Origin of the sequence: Acinetobacter soli, assembly GCF_018139125.1 — a bacterium.
Taxonomy (GTDB): Bacteria; Pseudomonadota; Gammaproteobacteria; order Pseudomonadales; family Moraxellaceae; genus Acinetobacter; species Acinetobacter soli.
In genome coordinates, this window is sequence record NZ_CP073241.1 from 1122440 (window position 1) to 1144857 (window position 22418).

Consider the following 22418-nt stretch of genomic DNA (forward strand, 5'->3'; position numbering starts at 1 on the left):
TTTAGCGTGCGTTAAAACACTTATTTTGCTTATAAGCATCATTTTACTGTTGCGAGCAACATGTTGTTATGAAAAGTTATCATATATTGACCTCAAATGTGCTTATCACTACTATCCAGAACAATAGTATTTCTGATAGATCGTCACCTTGGCTTTATTTACGCAGTTATCTTATAAACATAAATTTCTTATTAATCCGATTCATTCTTTAAAAACCTTAAGTGTGATGACAATCGGTCTGATTTTTACAGGATGTACGACACTAGGACCACACAGTGGAACCGTAGTCGAACGCTCAAATAAACTTGCTCACGGACTACAGCGTGCCTATTCAGTTTCCCCGAATGCAGCGAACCGTATTTCACCTATGATTATTCAAAGTGCAGATCGCTATAATGTACCACCATTATTAATTGCAGCCACGATTCGTCAAGAGTCGAATTATAATTCCTACGCTCGTTCTTCAGGTGGAGCCGTCGGTCTGGCACAAATTATTCCAAGTTACTGGCAACAGAGCTGTCCGGGCGACTTGTTGGACGAATATACCAATATTCAATGTAGTGCTTATATTTTAGAACGCTATAACAGCATGGCTGGAAGTTGGTTTAAAGCCAGCGCTTACTATAATGTAGGACCAACAGGATATAAATCGAGCTTTTGGACAAGACACAAAGCTAAGAAATATGCGCGATCTGTCAAACGTTTTGAAAAAACTTTAAAAAAGGAACTTTAGTATAACCTATTGAGCGATACCCAAATCAGAAGAAGCCCGACATAGGCTTCTTCCTTCTTGATATTACTCGTCAAACATGCCTTCAAAAAGTGCAGAAGACAAATAACGCTCACCCGCATCAGGTAAAATCACGACTATTGTTTTTCCAGCATTTTCTGGTCTTTCAGCAATTTTTGCTGCTGCAGCCAATGCTGCACCACATGATATCCCCACCAGAATCCCTTCTTGAGTTGCACACTTGCGTGCCCACTCAATCGCTTCTGCACTCTCGACCGTGATCACTTCATCGACTATGTCTAAATCTAGATTTTTTGGAATGAAGTTCGCTCCAATTCCCTGAATTTTATGAGGGGCTGGAGTGATGGCTTCACCACGTTTGGTTTGAGAGATAATTGGAGATTCTGCCGGCTCAACTGCAACCGAATAGATCGGTTTGTTTTGTATTTTTTCAAAATAATGCGAAATACCTGAGATCGTACCACCAGTTCCCACACCGGCTACCAGAATATCCACTTGACCTTGCGTGGCTTCCCAAATCTCAGGCCCGGTCGTTTCTTCATGAATTTTCGGATTTGCAGGATTTTCAAATTGCTGAGGTAAAAAATAGAGCTCAGGTTGCTCGGTTGCCAGTCTGACAGCTTCATCGACAGCACCTTTCATACCTTTCGCTGGTTCTGTCAAAACCAGATTCGCACCAAAGGCTTTCAGCACTTTACGACGCTCAAGACTCATACTTGCAGGCATTGTGAGTGTAATTGGATAACCTTTTGCAGCAGCAACAAATGCCAATGCGATACCAGTATTGCCGCTTGTTGGCTCCACAATGTGCATGCCCGGTTTAAGCACGCCACGCTTTTCAGCATCGGCAATCAGTGCAGCACCGATACGACATTTCACTGAAAATGCAGGATTACGGCTTTCTACCTTTGCCAACACGGTTGCACCCGTTTGAATAATACGGTTAATTCGTACTAAAGGCGTATTACCAATGGCATCAGCATTATTCGCATAAACTGCAACACCACGATTTTCAGGCGTTTTGAAGTGTGGATCGGTAGACATAACTATCCTTATTAGCGTTGGAATGATTCTCATGCATTATTCAGAATCAAAATAGGCATGTCAAATCTCATCATAAAATCTGATTCATTTACCAAAGCTCACCTTCTCTCCAGTCCGTACACAGAAGCTGATGTTGTGACTTGAGATATGCCTCAATCTCCTTATTCAATGGATAAAGTAAAATCTCGACATCTTCAGTTTGGTACAACGACTGACCATTTTGAACGTATAGATTGCCTTTCCATGATAACCAACCTAGTTTTTTATAAAACTCATTGTTTTCAGGCTGTAAAGCTGCAAGAGGATACTGGTTCAGAGTTAAATAATGGATTAAATACTTAAGTAACTGCGATGCATAGCCTTTACCCCGCGTACTCAAATCGGTAGTGACATACTCAACATATGCCGTTTCAATATTCTGAAGCGTATTTACAGTGAAGTTTCTTTTTGTCCATAAAGCATGTGAAACAATCACATTATCTACTGATCCAATAACATGCACAGCATTTTGCATAAATGCATATTGGCTCCAAGGATCTTCATCAAAAGCCTCAAAACATAATTTTGCGATTTGCTCTCTTTGATTATGCGTTAAATCGCTCGCGCTTATTACTTTAAACTGCACACAAGATCCCTCCGTTTTCATTCATCATAACGTAAAGTGATCGATGTGCTGGGCAGATTTTGTATTTTCTAATTTGATATGCACTTTTTATTTATTTTCTATTTCTATTTCATTTAGGCATAAAAAAGCCCCCTTAACATATGTTAAGGGGACTTTCGTATTTAAAAGCTGGCGATGACTTACTCTCACATGGCTAACGCCACACTACCATCAGCGCGAAGAGGTTTCACTTCTGAGTTCGGGAAGGGATCAGGTGGTTCACTCTTGCTATTGTCGCCAGCAAACTGTTTATGGACATTTTCGGGTCTTACTTAGACTGTGGATTGTATTTCACAGTATGTGCCGTACTTTGTACCAAATGAGTTTAACGGATTGGATTATTGAGTCGGTATTTTATGTTCTAGCTTTCACTAAATCAAGTATTCGTATCGAATTTATCTTGATACAACAACTGTTTGGGTGTTGTATAGTCAAGCCTCACGAGCAATTAGTATTGGTCAGCTTCACATATCACTATGCTTCCACATCCAACCTATCAACGTCCTAGTCTTGAACGGCTCTTTAGAGGAATAAATTCCTAGGGAAATCTTATCTTGAGGTAGGCTTCCCGCTTAGATGCTTTCAGCGGTTATCCCTTCCGAACATAGCTACCCGGCGATGCGACTGGCGTCACAACCGGTACACCAGAGGTTCGTCCACTCTGGTCCTCTCGTACTAGGAGCAGATCCTCTCAAATTTCCAGCGCCCACGGTAGATAGGGACCGAACTGTCTCACGACGTTCTAAACCCAGCTCGCGTACCTCTTTAAATGGCGAACAGCCATACCCTTGGGACCTGCTTCAGCCCCAGGATGAGATGAGCCGACATCGAGGTGCCAAACACCGCCGTCGATATGAACTCTTGGGCGGTATCAGCCTGTTATCCCCAGAGTACCTTTTATCCGTTGAGCGATGGCCCTTCCATACAGAACCACCGGATCACTAAGACCTACTTTCGTACCTGCTCGACTTGTGGGTCTCGCAGTTAAGCGCGCTTTTGCCTTTATACTCTACGCGTGATTTCCGACCACGCTGAGCGCACCTTCGTACTCCTCCGTTACTCTTTAGGAGGAGACCGCCCCAGTCAAACTACCCACCAGACATGGTCCTCGCCCCGGATTACGGGGCAGAGTTAGAACCTCAACATTACCAGGGTGGTATTTCAAGGATGGCTCCAATGGAACTGGCGTCCCATCTTCAAAGCCTCCCACCTATCCTACACAAGTAAGGTCAAAGTTCAATGTCAAGCTGCAGTAAAGGTTCACGGGGTCTTTCCGTCTAGCCGCGGGTACACTGCATCTTCACAGCGATTTCGATTTCACTGAGCCTCTGCTGGAGACAGCGCCGCCATCATTATGCCATTCGTGCAGGTCGGAACTTACCCGACAAGGAATTTCGCTACCTTAGGACCGTTATAGTTACGGCCGCCGTTTACTGGGGCTTCGATCAAGAGCTTCGCTTACGCTAACCCCATCAATTAACCTTCCAGCACCGGGCAGGCATCACACCCTATACGTCCACTTTCGTGTTTGCAGAGTGCTATGTTTTAATAAACAGTTGCAGCGGCCTGGTTTCTGCGGCTGTCAATCGCTCAGGGAGCAAGTCCCATCACCATCAACAGCGTACCTTCTCCCGAAGTTACGGTACCATTTTGCCTAGTTCCTTCAGCAGAGTTCTCTCAAGCGCCTTGGTCTACTCGACCTGACCACCTGTGTCGGTTTCGGGTACGATTCCTGTGTAACTGAAGCTTAGAGACTTTTCTTGGAAGTATGGTATCAGCCACTTCGCTAGTAAACTAGCTTGCTATCGACTCTCAGCATAGAGCACCCCGGATTTGCCTAAGATGCATGCCTACTGTCTTCCACCTGGACAACCAACGCCAGGCTGACCTAACCTTCTCCGTCCTCTCATCGCATTACACAGAAGTATTGGAATATTAACCAATTTCCCATCGACTACGCCTTTCGGCCTCGCCTTAGGGGTCGACTCACCCAGCCCCGATTAACGTTGGACTGGAACCCTTGGTCTTTCGGCGAACGGGTTTTTCACCCGTTTTGTCGTTACTCACGTCAGCATTCGCACTTCTGATACCTCCAGCAGACTTCTCAATCCACCTTCATCGGCTTACAGAACGCTCCCCTACCACGTAACTTAAAGTTACATCCGCAGCTTCGGCACATAGTTTTAGCCCCGTTACATCTTCCGCGCAGGCCGACTCGACTAGTGAGCTATTACGCTTTCTTTAAAGGGTGGCTGCTTCTAAGCCAACCTCCTAGCTGTCTATGCCTTCCCACATCGTTTCCCACTTAACTATGATTTTGGGGCCTTAGCTGGCGGTCTGGATTGTTTTCCTCTTGACTACGGACGTTAGCACCCGCAGTCTGTCTCCCGGATAGTACTCATAGGTATTCGGAGTTTGCATCGGTTTGGTAAGTCGGGATGACCCCCTAGCCGAAACAGTGCTCTACCCCCTATGGTATTCGTCCGAGGCGCTACCTAAATAGCTTTCGGGGAGAACCAGCTATCACCAGGCTTGATTAGCCTTTCACCCCTATCCACAAGTCATCCCCTGGCTTTTCAACGACAGTGGGTTCGGTCCTCCAGTTAGTGTTACCCAACCTTCAACCTGCTCATGGATAGATCGCCTGGTTTCGGGTCTATACCCAGCAACTATACGCCCTATTAAGACTCGGTTTCCCTACGGCTCCCTATGCGGTTAACCTTGCTACTGAATATAAGTCGCTGACCCATTATACAAAGGTACGCAGTCACCGAACATGTCGGCTCCCACTGCTTGTATGCATGCGGTTTCAGGATCTATTTCACTCCCCTCACAGGGGTTCTTTTCGCCTTTCCCTCACGGTACTGGTTCACTATCGGTCAGTCAGGAGTATTTAGCCTTGGAGGATGGTCCCCCCATATTCAGACAAGGTTTCACGTGCCTCGCCCTACTCGTCATCATTGCGTGTGCCCTTTCGTGTACGGGAATATCACCCTCTACGTTCGCACTTCCCAGAGCGTTCCACTAGAACACACACAACTTAATGGGCTGTTCCCCTTTCGCTCGCCGCTACTAAGGGAATCTCAATTGATTTCTTTTCCTAAGGGTACTGAGATGTTTCACTTCCCCTCGTTCGCCTTGCATGACTATGTATTCATCATGCAATACCTATCTTATGATAAGTGGGTTTCCCCATTCAGACATCTCCGGATCAAAGGATATTTGCCGCCTCCCCGGAGCTTTTCGCAGGCTATCACGTCTTTCATCGCCTCTGACTGCCAAGGCATCCACCACATGCACTTAATTACTTGACTATACAACCCCAAACAGTCGCTAATGCCTACAAGTAGCATTATCAACATTACAGTTTGAAGTACTGTGAATTGAATCACCGTACAGCTTCAATCTAAATTCATATACCAAAACGCTTGATTCAGTTAATTTGCTAGTTCTCGGATTAAATAGTCACCTAACAATTGCTTGTTAGCTTCTTATTTAATCGAGTTTGAACAATTTATTTCAGACTCAATATTTTCCAATCTGTTAATGAATTAATGTGTCTTCGTCAGATCACACTAAACTGTGATAAATCACAGAACTTAATAAAATAAGATCTCAAGACCTTCTTTTACTAAGTTCTATAATCTACACCTTAGCCGTACTCTTTAAAGTACGTGGTGGAGACTAGGAGAGTCGAACTCCTGACCTCCTGCGTGCAAAGCAGGCGCTCTACCAACTAAGCTAAGTCCCCAGCTTATATCATTAATGTATCTTTCTGCCGTAGACTTGGTGGGTCTGACAAGACTTGAACTTGTGACCCCACGCTTATCAAGCGTGTGCTCTAACCAACTGAGCTACAGACCCTCAGATACATCTTAGAAGAACAACTTGTTGTGGATTCTTACCGGCCAATCAATCTTTCGTTAAGGAGGTGATCCAGCCGCAGGTTCCCCTACGGCTACCTTGTTACGACTTCACCCCAGTCATCGGCCACACCGTGGTAACCGCCCTCTTTGCAGTTAGGCTAGCTACTTCTGGTGCAACAAACTCCCATGGTGTGACGGGCGGTGTGTACAAGGCCCGGAACGTATTCACCGCGGCATTCTGATCCGCGATTACTAGCGATTCCGACTTCATGGAGTCGAGTTGCAGACTCCAATCCGGACTACGATCGGCTTTTTGAGATTAGCATCCTATCGCTAGGTAGCAACCCTTTGTACCGACCATTGTAGCACGTGTGTAGCCCTGGCCGTAAGGGCCATGATGACTTGACGTCGTCCCCGCCTTCCTCCAGTTTGTCACTGGCAGTATCCTTAAAGTTCCCATCCGAAATGCTGGCAAGTAAGGAAAAGGGTTGCGCTCGTTGCGGGACTTAACCCAACATCTCACGACACGAGCTGACGACAGCCATGCAGCACCTGTATGTAGATTCCCGAAGGCACCAATCCATCTCTGGAAAGTTTCTACTATGTCAAGGCCAGGTAAGGTTCTTCGCGTTGCATCGAATTAAACCACATGCTCCACCGCTTGTGCGGGCCCCCGTCAATTCATTTGAGTTTTAGTCTTGCGACCGTACTCCCCAGGCGGTCTACTTATCGCGTTAGCTGCGCCACTAAAGCCTCAAAGGCCCCAACGGCTAGTAGACATCGTTTACGGCATGGACTACCAGGGTATCTAATCCTGTTTGCTCCCCATGCTTTCGCACCTCAGCGTCAGTGTTAGGCCAGATGGCTGCCTTCGCCATCGGTATTCCTCCAGATCTCTACGCATTTCACCGCTACACCTGGAATTCTACCATCCTCTCCCACACTCTAGCCAACCAGTATCGAATGCAATTCCCAAGTTAAGCTCGGGGATTTCACATTTGACTTAATTGGCCGCCTACGCGCGCTTTACGCCCAGTAAATCCGATTAACGCTTGCACCCTCTGTATTACCGCGGCTGCTGGCACAGAGTTAGCCGGTGCTTATTCTGCGAGTAACGTCCACTCATCTTGGGTATTAACCAAAAGAGCCTCCTCCTCGCTTAAAGTGCTTTACAACCATAAGGCCTTCTTCACACACGCGGCATGGCTGGATCAGGGTTCCCCATTGTCCAATATTCCCACTGCTGCCTCCCGTAGGAGTCTGGGCCGTGTCTCAGTCCCAGTGTGGCGGATCATCCTCTCAGACCCGCTACAGATCGTCGCCTTGGTAGGCCTTTACCCCACCAACTAGCTAATCCGACTTAGGCTCATCTATTAGCGCAAGGTCACAAGTGATCCCCTGCTTTCTCCCGTAGGACGTATGCGGTATTAGCATCCCTTTCGAGATGTTGTCCCCCACTAATAGGCAGATTCCTAAGCATTACTCACCCGTCCGCCGCTAAGTGATAGTGCAAGCACCATCACTCCGCTCGACTTGCATGTGTTAAGCCTGCCGCCAGCGTTCAATCTGAGCCATGATCAAACTCTTCAGTTAAAATCATTTTGCACCTTATTTATAGACAAGGTGCCAATTCTGGCTCATCAATTTCCTGACTTAAATTTCGCTCAAATAAACTTCGAGTAATTTAAACCAATCAATCAATGATAATATATATCGATTAATCAACCAGTAAAAATCCACACAAGTTGTTCTTCTATTCTCTTAATGATCGATTTGCTCTTCGTCAGAGACAAATTCAACGCAAAACACTTTCTTTCAACTTAACCCTGTAAGCTAAGTTGCTTTCGTGTATCGCGTCGGGATGCTGCGTATTCTAAGCAAAAAACCAACCAACGCAAGTATTATTTTAAAAAAAACAAACAATGGTTTATTTTTTAATCAAAATTATATGATTTAGCTCGATATCGATCATATAACAGTCGATTATATCCGATTCATTGAATTAATTTAGATCAGATTTACTTTTTATTGCCTCATAATATGTAGAACGTATTCTCCGAATTGAAAAATAAATGAACACACGGCTTAGTGAGCATTTTAAGCCGTGTGATTTCGAATGGTTATGATCTTTTAGAAGCTGAGTTTTTTAAAGAACTAAAATGCTGCAAGACCAGTCTGAGCGCGCCCCAAAATAAGAGCATGTACATCATGTGTACCTTCATAGGTATTGACTACTTCAAGATTCACCAAGTGGCGGGCAACCCCAAATTCATCACTGATTCCGTTGCCTCCCATCATATCGCGAGCTAAACGTGCAATATCGAGCGCCTTGCCACAGTTGTTGCGCTTGATGAGTGAAGTCCCTTCGACTGCCGCCAATCCTTCATCTTTCATTCGGCCAAATCGAAGTGCGGCCTGTAAACCTAATGCAATTTCGGTTTGCATGTCGGCCAATTTTTTTTGTATAAGCTGGGTGGCAGCCAGCGGTCGACCAAACTGTTTACGATCCAGTGTATATTGACGTGCAGTGTGCCAGCAGAATTCTGCCGCACCCATCGCACCCCAAGCAATGCCGTAACGGGCACTGTTTAAGCAGGTAAATGGACCTTTTAAACCTCTAATATCTGGAAAAGCATTTTCTTCAGGTACAAAAACATTATCCATCACAATTTCACCGGTGATAGAGGCACGTAGTCCAACCTTGCCATGTATGGCTGGTGCCGATAAACCTTGCCACCCTTTTTCTAAAATAAATCCGCGAATTTCGCCAACATTTCCTTCACTCGATACTTCTTTGGCCCAAACCACGAATACATCGGCGATTGGGCTGTTCGTGATCCACATTTTTGCACCCGAAAGACGATAGCCTCCATCAACTTTTTTTGCACGTGTGATCATACTTCCAGGGTCTGAACCGTGATCTGGCTCTGTTAAACCGAAGCATCCAATATATTCACCTGTAGCGAGCTTCGGTAAATACTTTTGTTTTTGTGCTTCAGATCCAAATTCAGAAATTGGCACCATCACCAATGAACTTTGCACACTTGCCATAGATCGATAACCCGAATCTACACGCTCGATTTCTCTTGCAATTAATCCATAGCTGACATAATTCAGACCGGCACCACCATACTGCTCATCGATGGTTGGGCCCAAAAGACCTAACTCACCCATTTCACGGAAAATAGCTGGATCAGTTTTTTCGTGACGAAACTGTTCTAACACTCGAGGCATGAGTTTATCTTGACAATAGGCATGCGCAGCATCGCGAATCATACGCTCTTCATTCGTGAGCTGTTGCTCAATTAAGAAAGGATCATCCCAATTGAAGTGAACGCGTGCTGTTTTTTTTGTATGATCGACCATATGATTCATTGCTTTCCTAGCCTAATGATTGAACTATTATTTCTTCATCTTAGGCTGTGTTAACGAGTACCACAAACGATAATTTCGCATGTAGTCATGCATTTTTCTCATATCTTATTTTTTGCTTTTCAATTTTCTGGTTTAGAATAAAAGCGCTTTTTCGAGTTTCAGATGGATTTATTTAAGAAGCCATTTTTCAATATTTAAAAGAATGATCTAGGATACATAATATGCGACGAATGATTCCTTCTTTACAGGCATTATTATGTTTTGAATCGGCCGCGAAACATCGTAGTTATACAGCAGCAGCCCAAGAATTATCGATTACCCAAAGTGCTGTTTCTCGGCAAATTCAGCAACTTGAAGACTTTCTTGCTGTGGCGCTTTTTGTACGAGCGCGTCATGGAGTTGAGCTTACACAAGCGGGTGAGAGTTATTTAAAAACGATCAAATCACATTTACTCGGTATCGAACATGCCACACTGGATTTAATGGCACACAAGGGGTTAGGTGGAACACTAAAACTGGGCGTTGTTCCAACCTTCGCAACACGATGGTTACTGCCGCGACTTTATCGATTTAATCGTTTGTATCCTGAGATTACGATTCATTTAGAAACCAGTACCAAACCTTTTTTGTTTAGTGAGCATATTTTTGATGCTGCAATTTATGCCGGCACTCCTGCACAAATTGAAAACTGGCCCGATGCCAAAATCCAGTTTCTTATGGAAGAAGCGTTAGTCCCCGTCTGCTCTAAAACACTGATTGAAAAATATTTTCCAGAGTGTGTGTCAGGCGAGAATGAAAGTCTGGATTTGACTGCAGAACAAATTAGTCAGCTCCCTTTACTTCAGCAGACCACTCGCCCCTACATCTGGAATGAATGGTTTGCTCAAGCAGATTATGCCTATCCATATGCAATGGACGGGCAACGCCATGAACTTTTCTCAATGCTGGCTGTCGCTGCGATGCATCATTTAGGCGTTGCATTAATACCGCCTTTGCTACTTGAAAAAGAGCTTGAACAGGGTGACTTGATACGAGTGTCTCGTGTGGAGCTTGTTGGTACTCGCTCATATTACTTTGTTTCGTCTGAGCAACATAAAAACGCATTGATTGTAAAATTTACTCAATGGCTCGAACATGAAGTCAGAGAATTTGAATCTCAGTTTCTCTAAATTCTTCGTTTTAAAGTTGATCGCTAAATCCTACGTAGCGTGAAAGCGATTGCACACCTAAATCGGCTTTGACAATCACTCGAACAGGATATGTAGTTGAAGTAATTGCATGAAAAATATTCATATCTGGATCTTCATGTAATTCATCTACAGGTTGTTGCATCTGCGCTTCAAACCGATCGGAAACAAACTCGAATCCTAAATCCATCGCGACAAAGAGAGTATGTTCGCAGGGCTGAACATATTGTTCTTGCGACCAGTCAATAACTGGGTGTTTGCATATCGGGCAATCGATATTCACTGATGCATCTGGTTGAAGAATTAATTGATAAGTCATATTTCATTCTCTAAAAGGTCCACATAGTGTAAAAGAAATATTTGTTTGCATCTAATCGTTTTAAATCGACTGATGTCGGATTGATCTTGCCAGTGTAGCGTGCTTAAGTGAGTACTAAGCGCAGTGCTGTTACTAATGTCATGTCATTCAATACTGGAGCATTCATGTCAACTTTGGAAAAAGCAATCGGACTTGCAGCAAAAAAACACGCGGGACAAGTAGACAAAGCTGGACAACCTTATATCTTACATCCATTACGACTTATGCTTCATTTGGATACTTTAGAACAAAAAATTGTTGCAGTGATGCACGACTTACTTGAAGACACCGACACCACAATTGTCGATCTAATTTCATTGGGTTTTAGCCAAGATATTATTGATGCAGTCATTGCGCTCACCAAAAAAACCGGCGAGAGCCGGTTTACAGCCGCAAAGCGAATTGTAAATAACCCATTGGCCAAAGCAGTCAAACTGGCCGATCTAAAAGACAACATGGATTTAAAACGAATTAGTCACCCTACAGCCCGTGATTTTGCGCGTTTAGAAGAGTATAAAAAAGTGCAAGCCTATTTACTCGATCCAAATTCGTCTATTTTGGCCTAAATTGCATGATTTACTGAGTAATCACATATCCTCAGAAAAATATTGGGTATACTTTGAAAAAATTTAAAAACCCCTATTTTTAGAAATATGGACATGCATCATGCTCACAGATTTAGACGATTTTTATTGCTTTGCTCTTGTGGTTGAACACGGTGGTTTCAGTGCTGCCGAGCGTGCCACAGATATTCCAAAGTCAAAATTAAGTCGCCGCGTATACAATCTTGAGGAGAATTTAGGCGTCCGCTTAATTCAGCGTAGCTCTCGACACTTTGCAGTGACCGATATCGGGATGAATATTTATCGGCATGCACAAGTGATGATGAATGCCGCTCAAGCCGCACATGATCTGGTAGATCACTTGAGTATCCAGCCTCGTGGCGTGATTAAAGTGAGTGTTCCTGTCGATATTGCACAAAATCAGATGTCGAAACTGCTGCCGAATTTTTTAAAACAGTATCCTGAAATTCGAGTTCAACTGATCATTAGTAATCGACGTGTTGATATTGTCAATGAAGGCATAGATATTGCGCTTCGCGTTCGCTCAAATCTTGATGATGATCCGAGTCTGGTGTTACGTCAATTCTCCATCATCGAGCAACATCTTTTTGCCAGTCAGGCGTACTTAAACGAATACGGCTCTGTTAAAGCACCTGAAGATTTGCATCATCATCGGATTTTGAGTTTATCGGATGAGCATTTAGATCAGCAGTTTAGCTTGTACAGCCAAAGCAATGAACTACAGAAAATCAAAGTCAATCCGGTGGTGATGGCATCTAACCTTTCTGTACTTGCCAATATTACCGCACAAAACTGCGGTATCGCGCTACTTCCCGATACCATTGCCAGCGACTATGTTAAATCGGGTGAATTGGTTCGCGTCTTACCTGAATGGAAAGCACCGCATGGTGTCTTTCATGCGGTATATCCTTCACGTCGTGGATTACTGCCCGCTGTTCGTGTGTTTATCGATTACTTGGTTGAGCATTTAACCGAGCGCTGATATTCGCTTAAGCAAAAAGACTTACTTCTGACTTAGAAAAAAATCTGCCATGAGCTTGGTGGCCCATGATTGTGTGCGCCACCCCTCATAAAACGCACAATGACTTCCCTTCTTGGTGGTCACCACGGCAATGTTCTGCATAGCCTGAATTTCAGGCAGATATGGTGCAAAGTTGTCGATATGACACACTGGATCATCTTGCGAATTAAGTACCATCAATGGCACTTTGATTTGCTTAAAAACGTGCATGGGATTGGTGGCCAACGTATAGTCTTGATAGTTTGAAAAACCAGCAAGCTGATAGTAGCGAAGATGAAACTCGGTTAAATTTTTAGATGTCAGGAGTTCTTTTAAATTATCGATATGTGACCAACCTTGCAGGTGTTTCTTAACAAAGCGATTGATTATTTTTTTTGCCATATATCGACTATAAACCGGATGAACTTTATCAAAACCCGTTTCAATGTTGTAACCCGGACAAAATGCAAATGCGGCTTTAAAACATGACTGATCTGCAACTTCACCCAAGTAACGCACCAGTAGACCCGATCCAGCCGATGATCCAACAGCATACAAATCTGATTGGGGGAGCTTAAGACGAATAAAATCAAGTTGTTCTTTTAAGTCTGCAGTTGAGCCAAACAAGTTAAATTGCGGTATAGAAAAGTTTAAATCGGCATGTCCACGGCGCACACAAAGTGCAATCCGCCAGCCAGTAAAGCGGTGTAAGTCACGAACCAACTCACGCATACTTGACGGAGAACCGGTAATGGTATGCAAGATGACAATCGTCGGCGTGTCTGCGGGTAAGTGCGAACCGACCCATGTAATTGCCGTTTCCCCGCCGTCTTGCATCTTTAAATAATCGATATGATCATATTGCTGGCGGATAAAGCGTTTTTTAACCAAATCAAAATAAAGAAGCTGAAGATGCTCGTTAAAGAGCCAAGGTGTCGGGCGATACTTAGCATTTAATTGGGTGAGCTTTTGCATGTGCTGATGAAGACCGCTCTCAGGATGCAGATAGATTTGGGGATAATCCGCTCCTGTCAAACGATCGAGCGTATCTGTTAGTTTTTTTAGCACATTTATCTTTTTCATGAAATGTATCAACTTTATAGGAATTTAGAACAACATTCGAAAAATTAGCGAACCGATATTTTAAAAGGCCTAGACCAATCGACAGCCTAAACCTTAAGGATGAACAAAAACTTAAATCATAGCCGCAAGCTCTGCACCATGACGGATAGCACGTTTGGCATCTAACTCACCCGCCTCTTTGGCGCCACCAATCAAATGTACATTTTTGCCAAGCTGCTTGAGTGGTTCATACATCGCCGTAAACGATTCTTGTCCCGCACAGATAATGACATGATCGACATCAAGCACTGTGGTCTTTTCACCGACCTGAATATGTAAACCCTGATCATCAATTTTTTCATACTGTGCACCGGCAATCATTTTCACATTACGATTTTTTAAACCTGTACGATGAATCCAGCCCGTGGTTTTGCCCAGTGTTGCTCCGACCGAACTGGCTTTACGTTGTAGCAAATATATTTCACGTGCACTATGCTCAACCGCCGCAGTTTTTAAGCCACCGACTTGGCTATACGAGGTATCGATTCCCCATTCGTCATAAAACTTCTTAGGGTGAATACTGCCGCTTTCGCCTTCATGGGTAAGAAACTCTGCGGTATCAAAACCAATACCACCCGCACCGATAATCGCAACTTTATGACCGACTGGCTGACGGGCTTTAAGTACATCGAGGTAACTCAACACTTTCGGATGCTGGATACCTTCGAGATTGAGATGACGTGGTGTAACGCCAGTTGCAATAACAATATCATCGAAGTCTGACTTGGCTAATTCGTCATAATCGATTTTGTAGTTTAAAACCAGCTCAATGTTCGGTTGCAGTTCAATCTGGCGATTAAAGTAACGCAGGGTTTCGTAAAACTCTTCTTTACCTGGAATGGTTTTGGCAATATTAAATTGCCCGCCAATTTGCTCAGCGGCTTCATATAATTTGATTTTATGACCACGACTGGCAGCATAGGTGGCAAAACTTAAACCGGCCGGCCCTGCGCCAACGACAGCGATTTTTTTCGGTGTAGCCGCTGCTTTAAAATTGAGTTCGGTTTCATGGCATGCGCGTGGATTAACCAAACATGAGGCCACTTTACCATTAAAGATATGATCCAGACAGGCTTGATTGCAACCAATACAGGTATTGATTTCATCACTACGTCCCTCGCGAGCTTTTAAAGCAAATTCTGGATCGGCCAGCATCGGGCGTGCCATTGAGACGATATCGGCATGTCCACTTGTCAGTACGTACTCTGCCATTTCAGGGGTATTAATACGGTTTGATGTAATCAGTGGCACTTTCACGTGAGGTCGAATTTTTTCGGTCACCCATGTAAATGCTGCCCGCGGCACTTTAGTGGCAATGGTGGGAATACGTGCCTCATGCCAGCCAATTCCAGTATTGATAATTGTTGCACCGGCTTTTTCAATTTCTTTGGCTAAATGAATGACTTCATCTAAGGTTGAGCCGCCCTCGACCAGATCAAGCATCGACAGTCGGTAAATAATAATAAAATTTTCACCAACCTCTTCACGAGTACGCTTTACAATTTCAATTGGAAAGCGAATGCGGTTTTCGTACTGACCGCCCCACTCATCATCTCGATGGTTGGTTCGAGCAGCAATAAACTCATTGATGAGATAACCTTCTGATCCCATAATTTCTACGCCATCATAACCCGCATATTGTGCGAGCTTGGCACAATTGACAAAGTCGGATATTGTCTGCCAGACCTCAGCCGAACTAAGTTGTTGCGGCTTGATCGGGTTAATGGGTGCCTGAATGGCGGACGGCGCGACAATTTCTTGCTGATAAGAATAACGACCGGTATGTAAAATCTGCATGGCAATTTTACCGCCAGCGTCATGCACAGCTTGTGTGATAACTTTATGTTTTTCCGCTTCTTCAAGCGTATCTAGTTTTGAAGCATGTGCAAAAGTTCGGCCTGCATCATTTGGCGAGATACCACCCGTCACAATAAGCCCCACTTCACCTTGAGCACGCTCTGCATAAAATGCAGCCATACGCGCATATCCACCCGGTGCTTCTTCAAGTCCAATATGCATCGATCCCATTAAGATACGATTTTTTAATGTAGTAAATCCTAAATCTAATGGTGCCAATAAATGCGGATAGTGCGTTGACATATAATCTCCCTGGCTGGCATAAGCGCGCTTTATGCAATATGTTGCATAAACTTATAAACAAAATTTGCTTTCTATGCAACTTATTGCATAATCTGAAGGGTCACATCGAGTTTTAGGATGGCTATGTCGCTTTCGCATGTTTTACTGACCAGCTTATTGGAGAAACCCAGTTCCGGATTTGAACTCGCCCGACGTTTTGATCGCTCGATGGGATTTTTCTGGAACGCCAGTCATCAACAGATTTATCGTGAACTCAGTGCGATGCTGGCTAAAGGCTGGATTTCAACCATTGATGAAGCCTCAAGTCACACGCGTAAAAAAACCTATCAGGTGGAACAACTCGGTCGAATAGAACTTTCAAGCTGGTTGCTCCAGCAAAGTGAGCCCTCTCAACTCCGTGATGATTTGATGGTTCGTTTACGTGCAGAAGCTCAACTGGGTGGCAATCAAATCTTGCCTGAACTCGAGCGACACTTGGCAATTCATCAAGAAAAACTGAAGCTCTACCAAACCATCTACGATAAAGATTTTAAACACAACACATCAGAAAACCGGGTATTGTTTATTCATCGAAAAATTTTAGAATTGGGCATTACCATGGAGCAAGAATGGATCAAATGGCTCGATGAAGTCATTCCTGAATTAAATGCACTAATTAACCAATAGGATCAGCCATGCCTTTTTATACTATGCCGGATCAAGAGCAATTATTTGTCAGACGTTTTGGATCAGGCGAGCCAGTGTTGGTACTTTCTGGTTTAGGTATGTTGAGCTGGCAATGGCTTCCCTTTTTACTTTCATATACCAAAGGCTTTGAGTTTATTATTCCTGAATGGCGTGGTTTTGGTCGATCACAACATTGTGCGATACCGCAAGAGCTAGATTCTATTTCTAGCCACTGGCGTGATGTTGAACACTTGATTGACGAGCTCAAACTGACACAGTTTACTCTTATCGGATACTCGATGGGTGCAACCACTGCAATGCATGGTATGCAATACGGCCATTTAGGACAGAAATTAAAAGGTTATTTACATATCGATCAAACTCCAAAAATACGTGTCGATAGCACGTGGCAGTTTGGTCTTTTTGGTGAACGTTATACCGAATTTAGACGTTTTCTTCATTTGATTAACGCACTTTTACAATCACATGCAACCGTTCAATATTTAGAGGAACTTCCGCTGACTCACCAACAGGAGCTGGTTGAAACATGGCTGCAGTTTATCGAGTTTCAAAGCAGCAACTCATTTATACCCAAAATATTCAAGCTGGCTCTGCAATACCCAAAACTTCAAAAACATGTACTCCCGATTCAGCGCTTAGATTACCTCAGATGGTATGTACAAAATTATTTGAATCATACCGAAGATTATCGAACCGCTTTACAGGCACTTGAATGCCCCACCACATTTTTTATTGGAAAACAGTCGACACTTTATCCAGAACAAGGTCAGACATTAATTGCTCATCAGTTAAAAAATGCTCAGCCTATTTATTTTGAAAAGTCTGGTCATACACCGCTCATTACGGAGCCAAAAAAATTTAGAACCGAGATTGGGCATTTTTTGAAGAAAGTACACTAGTTTGAGAAAAACTTCGTCTCAATCGCTTTTATCAATAAAAACATAGAATTATGTTAATATTTTCATGCTTATAAAAAAGACAAAAAATGATGTTGGCATTTTTAGGATTTACAGAATAAATTCAAAAACTTAATAAAATTAACGTGAAAAGTATTGTTTAAAACTCTGTATAAATTAATAGAATTCTGATTTTTTACCCTAGACAGCCCCGTCCTGCTGTAGTTTGATGCTTTTGTTAGACAACAGGTACAAAGGTATCTGATCACGTCAAAAAATATATGATGACCATAACTAGACCGACCATAAGGATATTTATTAAATGAGTGAAGTGGTATATAGCAAAGAAGAAAAACGCAAACGCGTTATGGGAATTGTCGGAGCATCTTCAGGGAATTTAGTTGAATGGTTTGACTTTTATATCTACGCCGTTTTTGCCATGTATTTTCAGCGAGCATTGACTGCACCCGACATGAGTTCAACCGCTCAAGGTATTTATGTTTGGGGCGTTTTTGCAGCCAGCTTTTTTATGCGCCCAATTGGTAGCTGGTTATTTGGTCGAATTGCCGACAAACACGGCCGAAAACAGTCGATGGTGATTTCAATTAGCCTGATGGCGGTCAGCTCCTTCTTATTTGCCGCACTCCCGACCTATGATCAGGTTGGTATTGCAGCGCCCTTTTTATTATTAATGGTACGCTTGCTACAAGGTTTATCGGTTGGTGGTGAATACGGTGCTGTTGCTACCTATATGAGTGAAATTGCGCTTAAAGGCCAACGCGGTTTTTATGCGTCGTTTCAATATGTGACCCTTTCAGGCGGCCAGCTCTTGGCAAGCTTGCTTGGTGTGATCATTCTGGCCTTAATGACTGAACAACAACTCATGGATGGTGGCTGGAGAATTCCGTTTGTGATTGGCGGCATCGCAGCAATTATTTCACTTTTAGCACGAAGTAAACTTGAAGAAACCTTGTCGCATGAAGACAGCGACAAAAAAGAATCGGGTTCGTTGCGCGAGCTGTTTAAAAAGCACTGGTTTACCTTTTTACTGGTGGTGGGTTATACCTCGGCAGGTTCCTTAACCTTTTATGTCTTAACCGTATATTCAAAAACCTATATCACCAGCTTGGGTATTGAAGGCCGAACTGTTGGCTACATGATGACCTGTGCACTGTTTATTTATATGATTGCTCAACCACTGTTTGGAGCACTCTCTGACCGGATTGGTCGTCGTGCATCCATGCTGCTTTTTAGTGGATTGAGCATTGTATTTATTTATCCAGTTATGGTCATTGGAATGCGTCAGTTTAGTGATTCACCGGTAATCGTGACGGCTTTACTGGTTTTTCTGATGATGATTCTGAGCCTATACACTTCTATTAGTGGTTTAATTAAGGCAGAAATGTTTCCACCACATGTACGGGCATTGGGCGTTGGGTTTTCTTATGCTGTCGGAAATGCGATTTTTGGTGGTTCAGCGCCAGCGGTTGCCCTGCAATTTAAACAGGCAGGTATTGAAAACGAATTCTTCATTTATGTGATGGTGATGCTTGCCATCTGTTTCTTCTGTAGTTTTAAATTACCGAAAGAACCAGAATATTTGCATCACGACAAATAAATTTCAAATCCGCCTTCGGGCGGATTTTTTATATCAAGGAGAACAACATGAAAAAATTAGTGGTTTTTTCTGGTGCCGGTATGAGCGCCGAAAGTGGTATTCATACATTTCGAGATAGTGATGGACTGTGGGAAAATTACAAAATTGAAGATGTGGCAACGCCAGAAGCTTGGCAAAAAGATCCTGAACTTGTACAGCGTTTTTATAATGAACGGCGTAAAAACATTTTGAACGCGACGCCTAACTCGGCACATCTGGCGATTGCCGCTCTAGAGCATCAATTTGATGTGAATGTGATTACTCAAAATATTGATGATCTGCACGAGCGTGCTGGCTCTAGCCGTGTTTTACATTTGCACGGCAATATTCGATTTGCCAAAACCAGTGGTCCAGATGCACAAATCACCCAAGAGCTATATCCTATTCGGGGCAGCGAATTAAAACTAGATCGGGATTACTGTAAAGATGGCTATCCACTTCGGCCACATGTGGTCTGGTTTGGTGAATCTGTACCTGCTTATCAAGATGCAATCCATCAAATTCGTCAAGCCGATATATTTATTGTGATTGGTTCAACCTTAAGCGTTTATCCAGTCGCGGGTTTAATCCACGAAATATCTGGCTCATGTGAAGCGTATTATATCGATCCAAAAGCCGATTATCATCGCGTTCCAAAGCAGTATCAGTTGCTCAAAATGACAGCATCTGAGGGTGTAAAAACACTATCCGAGACTTTAAAAAGTAAATAATTTGACCATTTTGGGTGCTTTTTATCCACACATCACCTTCAATTTGTTCAATGCTTACACAATTGCTCACTTTTTAAGATACACAAAATTACAAAACTGCTTTGATTTTCATCCTTTCGATTTAAATATCATCATTTTTTGTATTTAAATCCATCAAATGGCTTTTTATTTTTATTTTCGATAAATAATACATTGAATTTTATAGGTTATTAATTAATCTCTACACACAAGATATTTTTACATAAAATTACATAATGTATACTTAAAGTTAACAGTTATTATTTTGGCATCCGTGTTTATATCTCAGCCTTATTTTTAGGCAACCAAATTATTATTTGGACTGGTTGAATTACACACGTAAAAGTACATAAGGATAGGTCCCATTCATGAATTCTATCAATCCAACCGTGATCACGTTTGTATTTTACATCGTGGCAATGGTCTGTATTGGTCTCTATGCGTATAGAGCCACAACAAATTTTTCAGACTACATTCTGGGCGGACGCAGCTTAGGAAGTTTTGTTACAGCATTGTCGGCTGGTGCATCAGACATGAGTGGTTGGTTACTCATGGGCTTACCAGGTGCGATTTACTTATCGGGTCTTTCCGAAGCATGGATCGCAATTGGTCTGATTATCGGCGCATGGTTAAACTGGTTGTTTGTCGCAGGCCGTTTACGCGTGCATACTGAGGTGCAATTTAACGCACTCACTCTCCCCGATTATTTTACCAATCGATTCAATGATACGAAAAAATTACTTCGCGTATCTTCTGCGCTGATCATTCTGATTTTCTTCTCGATTTACTGTGCTTCAGGCATGGTTGCAGGCGCACGCTTGTTCGAAACGATTTTTGGTATGGATTACACCATGGCGCTCTGGATCAGTGCGATTGCCACGATCAGTTACGTGTGTATTGGTGGCTTCCTTGCCATTAGCTGGACCGATACGTTTCAAGCTGCCATGATGCTATTTGCTTTATTGCTCACGCCTATTTTTGCGTATTTAGCAATTGGAGACGGTCAGCAGCAATTTACGCAACTCATTGAAACAGCTCGTCCACAAGCCATGAACATGTTCTCTGGTGTGAGTTTTATTGCCATGATTTCAGCAATGGCATGGGGCTTAGGCTATTTTGGGCAGCCGCATATCCTTGTTCGTTTTATGGCAGCAGACTCGGTCAAATCAATTCCAGCTGCACGTAGAATTGGTATGTCTTGGATGATTCTGTGCTTAGGCGGCGCTGTCGGAGCAGGATTTTTTGGTATTGCCTTCTTCCAAGGTCATCCTGAGCTTGCTGGAAATGTGAGTAAAAACTCTGAATTGGTATTTATGGAGCTTGCACAGATTTTGTTTAATCCGTGGGTAGCCGGTATTGTGATGGCAGGTATTCTTTCTGCTGTGATGAGTACGTTGAGCTGTCAGCTTCTGGTCTGCTCGAGTACCTTGACTGAAGATTTCTATAAGCCATTCTTTCGCAAAAATGCCTCTCAAAAAGAATTGGTCTGGGTTGGTCGCTTGATGGTTCTGGCGATTTCTGTATTTGCAATCTGGTTGGCAAGCAACCCGGAAAGTAAAGTTTTGGGCCTTGTAGCGTACGCTTGGGCTGGCTTTGGTGCCGCGTTTGGTCCGTTAATTATTTTCTCTTTGTTCTGGAAACGCATGACTTTAAACGCTGCGGTTGCAGGTATGATTGTAGGCGCAGTGGTGGTGATTGGCTGGAAAAACCTATTTGCGTCAACGGGTATTTACGAGATTATTCCTGGTTTTGTCTTGGCTGCAATTACCATTGTGGTTGTGAGCCTCATGGGCAAACCACCAACACGTGAAGTAACGGATCGCTTTGAAGAAGCCGATCGTCTTTACCATAGCTCGAAATAATCCATCATTTGATCTAAAAAAAGGGGCTTCATGCCCCTTTTTTTGTAGTGCGCTTATTTAGCTTAATTCGAGAGGTTTCTTTGACCACTTGCATGACCGGATAACTTCGCGTTTCCTTGACCCCGGGCAATTGCCACAACGTTTGCCCAGCAAACTTTCGGTACTCTTCCATATTGGCACTGCGAATTTTCATTAAGAAATCAAAACCGCCGCTGGTCATATGGCATTCAATAATTTCAGGATATTCCGATACAGCCTCAATAAATTCGTCGAGTCCATTCGATGTGGTTTTATCGAGTAATACTTCCACAAACACTAAAAAACTCGCATTGAGCTTTTCTGGATTGAGTTTGGCTTGATAGCCCAGAATATAATTCTCCTTGGTTAGTTTCTGTACACGCGCCATGACCGCAGTAGGTGACAGACTGACTTCTTCTGCGAGTTTTATGTTTGAAATTCGACCATCTTTTTGAAGAATATCGAGAATTTTCAGATCAACCCGATCTAATGTTGAAATTGCCCCATCCATACAAAATT

16 protein-coding genes, 2 tRNA genes and 3 rRNA genes are annotated in these 22418 nt (G+C 43.3%); 9 read left to right on the forward strand and 12 right to left on the reverse strand.

Features of this window, described 5'->3' with window-relative positions; genetic code table 11:
• Positions 1 to 226 precede the first annotated feature (226 nt).
• Positions 227 to 733, forward strand: coding sequence for a lytic transglycosylase domain-containing protein (locus KCV09_RS05085; RefSeq protein ID WP_227265891.1), 507 nt, complete (start codon positions 227 to 229; stop codon positions 731 to 733).
• 63 nt (positions 734 to 796) lie between these two features.
• On the opposite strand, the gene cysK is transcribed toward KCV09_RS05085, so the two are convergent.
• The 8 genes from cysK to KCV09_RS05125 form a co-directional block, all read right to left on the reverse strand.
• The gene (cysK, locus tag KCV09_RS05090; protein ID WP_212515644.1) at positions 797 to 1795 is read right to left on the reverse strand and encodes a cysteine synthase A; all 999 of its coding nucleotides are present in this window, start codon (positions 1793 to 1795) and stop codon (positions 797 to 799) included.
• A gap of 88 nt (positions 1796 to 1883) precedes the next feature.
• Positions 1884 to 2420 carry a GNAT family N-acetyltransferase gene (locus tag KCV09_RS05095; RefSeq protein ID WP_212515645.1) on the reverse strand — a complete coding sequence of 179 codons (537 nt, stop codon included), beginning with the start codon at positions 2418 to 2420 and terminating at the stop codon, positions 1884 to 1886.
• 166 nt (positions 2421 to 2586) lie between these two features.
• A 5S ribosomal RNA gene (gene rrf / locus KCV09_RS05100) occupies positions 2587 to 2701 on the reverse strand.
• A gap of 185 nt (positions 2702 to 2886) precedes the next feature.
• A 23S ribosomal RNA gene (locus tag KCV09_RS05105) occupies positions 2887 to 5773 on the reverse strand.
• Between the two features lie 361 nt (positions 5774 to 6134).
• A tRNA-Ala gene (locus KCV09_RS05110) sits at positions 6135 to 6210 on the reverse strand.
• 36 nt (positions 6211 to 6246) lie between these two features.
• A tRNA-Ile gene (locus tag KCV09_RS05115) sits at positions 6247 to 6323 on the reverse strand.
• A gap of 60 nt (positions 6324 to 6383) precedes the next feature.
• Positions 6384 to 7918 (reverse strand): 16S ribosomal RNA (locus KCV09_RS05120).
• The 16S, 23S and 5S rRNA genes sit together here with 2 tRNA genes alongside, the layout of an rRNA operon.
• 561 nt (positions 7919 to 8479) lie before the next feature.
• Entirely contained in the window at positions 8480 to 9700 is a 1221-nt protein-coding gene (locus KCV09_RS05125) for an acyl-CoA dehydrogenase (protein WP_151795464.1), read from the reverse strand.
• 221 nt (positions 9701 to 9921) lie between these two features.
• Here KCV09_RS05125 and KCV09_RS05130 point away from each other — a divergent pair, with 221 nt between their 5' ends.
• Entirely contained in the window at positions 9922 to 10869 is a 948-nt protein-coding gene (locus KCV09_RS05130; RefSeq protein ID WP_119026054.1) for a LysR substrate-binding domain-containing protein, read from the forward strand.
• A 10-nt stretch (positions 10870 to 10879) separates the two neighbouring features.
• Here the strand turns inward: KCV09_RS05130 and KCV09_RS05135 are convergent, their stop codons facing one another.
• Positions 10880 to 11206: a hypothetical protein gene (locus tag KCV09_RS05135; protein ID WP_212515646.1), complete on the reverse strand. Its 327-nt coding sequence runs from the start codon at positions 11204 to 11206 to the stop codon at positions 10880 to 10882.
• A gap of 164 nt (positions 11207 to 11370) precedes the next feature.
• Here KCV09_RS05135 and KCV09_RS05140 point away from each other — a divergent pair, with 164 nt between their 5' ends.
• Positions 11371 to 11811 carry a guanosine-3',5'-bis(diphosphate) 3'-pyrophosphohydrolase gene (locus KCV09_RS05140; RefSeq protein WP_212515647.1) on the forward strand — a complete coding sequence of 147 codons (441 nt, stop codon included), beginning with the start codon at positions 11371 to 11373 and terminating at the stop codon, positions 11809 to 11811.
• 100 nt (positions 11812 to 11911) lie between these two features.
• A complete protein-coding gene (locus KCV09_RS05145; protein ID WP_004937946.1) occupies positions 11912 to 12811 on the forward strand; it encodes a LysR family transcriptional regulator in 900 nt (299 codons plus the stop codon).
• Between the two features lie 21 nt (positions 12812 to 12832).
• On the opposite strand, the gene KCV09_RS05150 is transcribed toward KCV09_RS05145, so the two are convergent.
• Complete coding sequence (locus KCV09_RS05150; protein WP_004937948.1) at positions 12833 to 13912, reverse strand: YheT family hydrolase; 1080 nt, start codon at positions 13910 to 13912, stop codon at positions 12833 to 12835.
• A 111-nt stretch (positions 13913 to 14023) separates the two neighbouring features.
• Complete coding sequence (locus tag KCV09_RS05155; protein ID WP_212515648.1) at positions 14024 to 16051, reverse strand: oxidoreductase; 2028 nt, start codon at positions 16049 to 16051, stop codon at positions 14024 to 14026.
• A gap of 123 nt (positions 16052 to 16174) precedes the next feature.
• On the opposite strand from KCV09_RS05155, the gene KCV09_RS05160 reads away from it, so the two are divergent.
• The 5 genes from KCV09_RS05160 (at position 16175) to putP (ending at position 21881) form a co-directional block, all read left to right on the forward strand.
• Positions 16175 to 16717 (forward strand): PadR family transcriptional regulator, encoded by a 543-nt coding sequence (locus KCV09_RS05160; protein WP_004947673.1) that lies wholly within the window; start codon positions 16175 to 16177, stop codon positions 16715 to 16717.
• A gap of 8 nt (positions 16718 to 16725) precedes the next feature.
• Positions 16726 to 17637, forward strand: coding sequence for an alpha/beta fold hydrolase (locus KCV09_RS05165; protein ID WP_111812773.1), 912 nt, complete (start codon positions 16726 to 16728; stop codon positions 17635 to 17637).
• Positions 17638 to 17965: 328 nt separating this feature from the next.
• Positions 17966 to 19252 carry an MFS transporter gene (locus KCV09_RS05170; RefSeq protein ID WP_212515754.1) on the forward strand — a complete coding sequence of 429 codons (1287 nt, stop codon included), beginning with the start codon at positions 17966 to 17968 and terminating at the stop codon, positions 19250 to 19252.
• 47 nt (positions 19253 to 19299) lie between these two features.
• Positions 19300 to 20001, forward strand: coding sequence for an SIR2 family NAD-dependent protein deacylase (locus KCV09_RS05175; RefSeq protein WP_004947680.1), 702 nt, complete (start codon positions 19300 to 19302; stop codon positions 19999 to 20001).
• Between the two features lie 386 nt (positions 20002 to 20387).
• Positions 20388 to 21881: a sodium/proline symporter PutP gene (putP, locus tag KCV09_RS05180; RefSeq protein WP_151746781.1), complete on the forward strand. Its 1494-nt coding sequence runs from the start codon at positions 20388 to 20390 to the stop codon at positions 21879 to 21881.
• A gap of 28 nt (positions 21882 to 21909) precedes the next feature.
• Here the strand turns inward: putP and KCV09_RS05185 are convergent, their stop codons facing one another.
• Positions 21910 to 22410, reverse strand: a complete 501-nt coding sequence (locus KCV09_RS05185; protein ID WP_004937965.1) for an Lrp/AsnC ligand binding domain-containing protein — start codon at positions 22408 to 22410, stop codon at positions 21910 to 21912.
• Positions 22411 to 22418 lie beyond the last annotated feature (8 nt).

Coding starts and splice junctions, on each gene's coding strand:
- KCV09_RS05085 (WP_227265891.1), top strand. CDS start 227: ATGACAATCGGTCTGATTTTTACAGGATGTACGACACTAGGACCACAC.
- cysK (WP_212515644.1), bottom strand. CDS start 1,795: ATGTCTACCGATCCACACTTCAAAACGCCTGAAAATCGTGGTGTTGCA.
- KCV09_RS05125 (WP_151795464.1), bottom strand. CDS start 9,700: ATGAATCATATGGTCGATCATACAAAAAAAACAGCACGCGTTCACTTC.
- KCV09_RS05130 (WP_119026054.1), top strand. CDS start 9,922: ATGCGACGAATGATTCCTTCTTTACAGGCATTATTATGTTTTGAATCG.
- KCV09_RS05135 (WP_212515646.1), bottom strand. CDS start 11,206: ATGACTTATCAATTAATTCTTCAACCAGATGCATCAGTGAATATCGAT.
- KCV09_RS05140 (WP_212515647.1), top strand. CDS start 11,371: ATGTCAACTTTGGAAAAAGCAATCGGACTTGCAGCAAAAAAACACGCG.
- KCV09_RS05145 (WP_004937946.1), top strand. CDS start 11,912: ATGCTCACAGATTTAGACGATTTTTATTGCTTTGCTCTTGTGGTTGAA.
- KCV09_RS05150 (WP_004937948.1), bottom strand. CDS start 13,912: ATGAAAAAGATAAATGTGCTAAAAAAACTAACAGATACGCTCGATCGT.
- KCV09_RS05155 (WP_212515648.1), bottom strand. CDS start 16,051: ATGTCAACGCACTATCCGCATTTATTGGCACCATTAGATTTAGGATTT.
- KCV09_RS05160 (WP_004947673.1), top strand. CDS start 16,175: ATGTCGCTTTCGCATGTTTTACTGACCAGCTTATTGGAGAAACCCAGT.
- KCV09_RS05165 (WP_111812773.1), top strand. CDS start 16,726: ATGCCTTTTTATACTATGCCGGATCAAGAGCAATTATTTGTCAGACGT.
- KCV09_RS05175 (WP_004947680.1), top strand. CDS start 19,300: ATGAAAAAATTAGTGGTTTTTTCTGGTGCCGGTATGAGCGCCGAAAGT.
- putP (WP_151746781.1), top strand. CDS start 20,388: ATGAATTCTATCAATCCAACCGTGATCACGTTTGTATTTTACATCGTG.
- KCV09_RS05185 (WP_004937965.1), bottom strand. CDS start 22,410: ATGGATGGGGCAATTTCAACATTAGATCGGGTTGATCTGAAAATTCTC.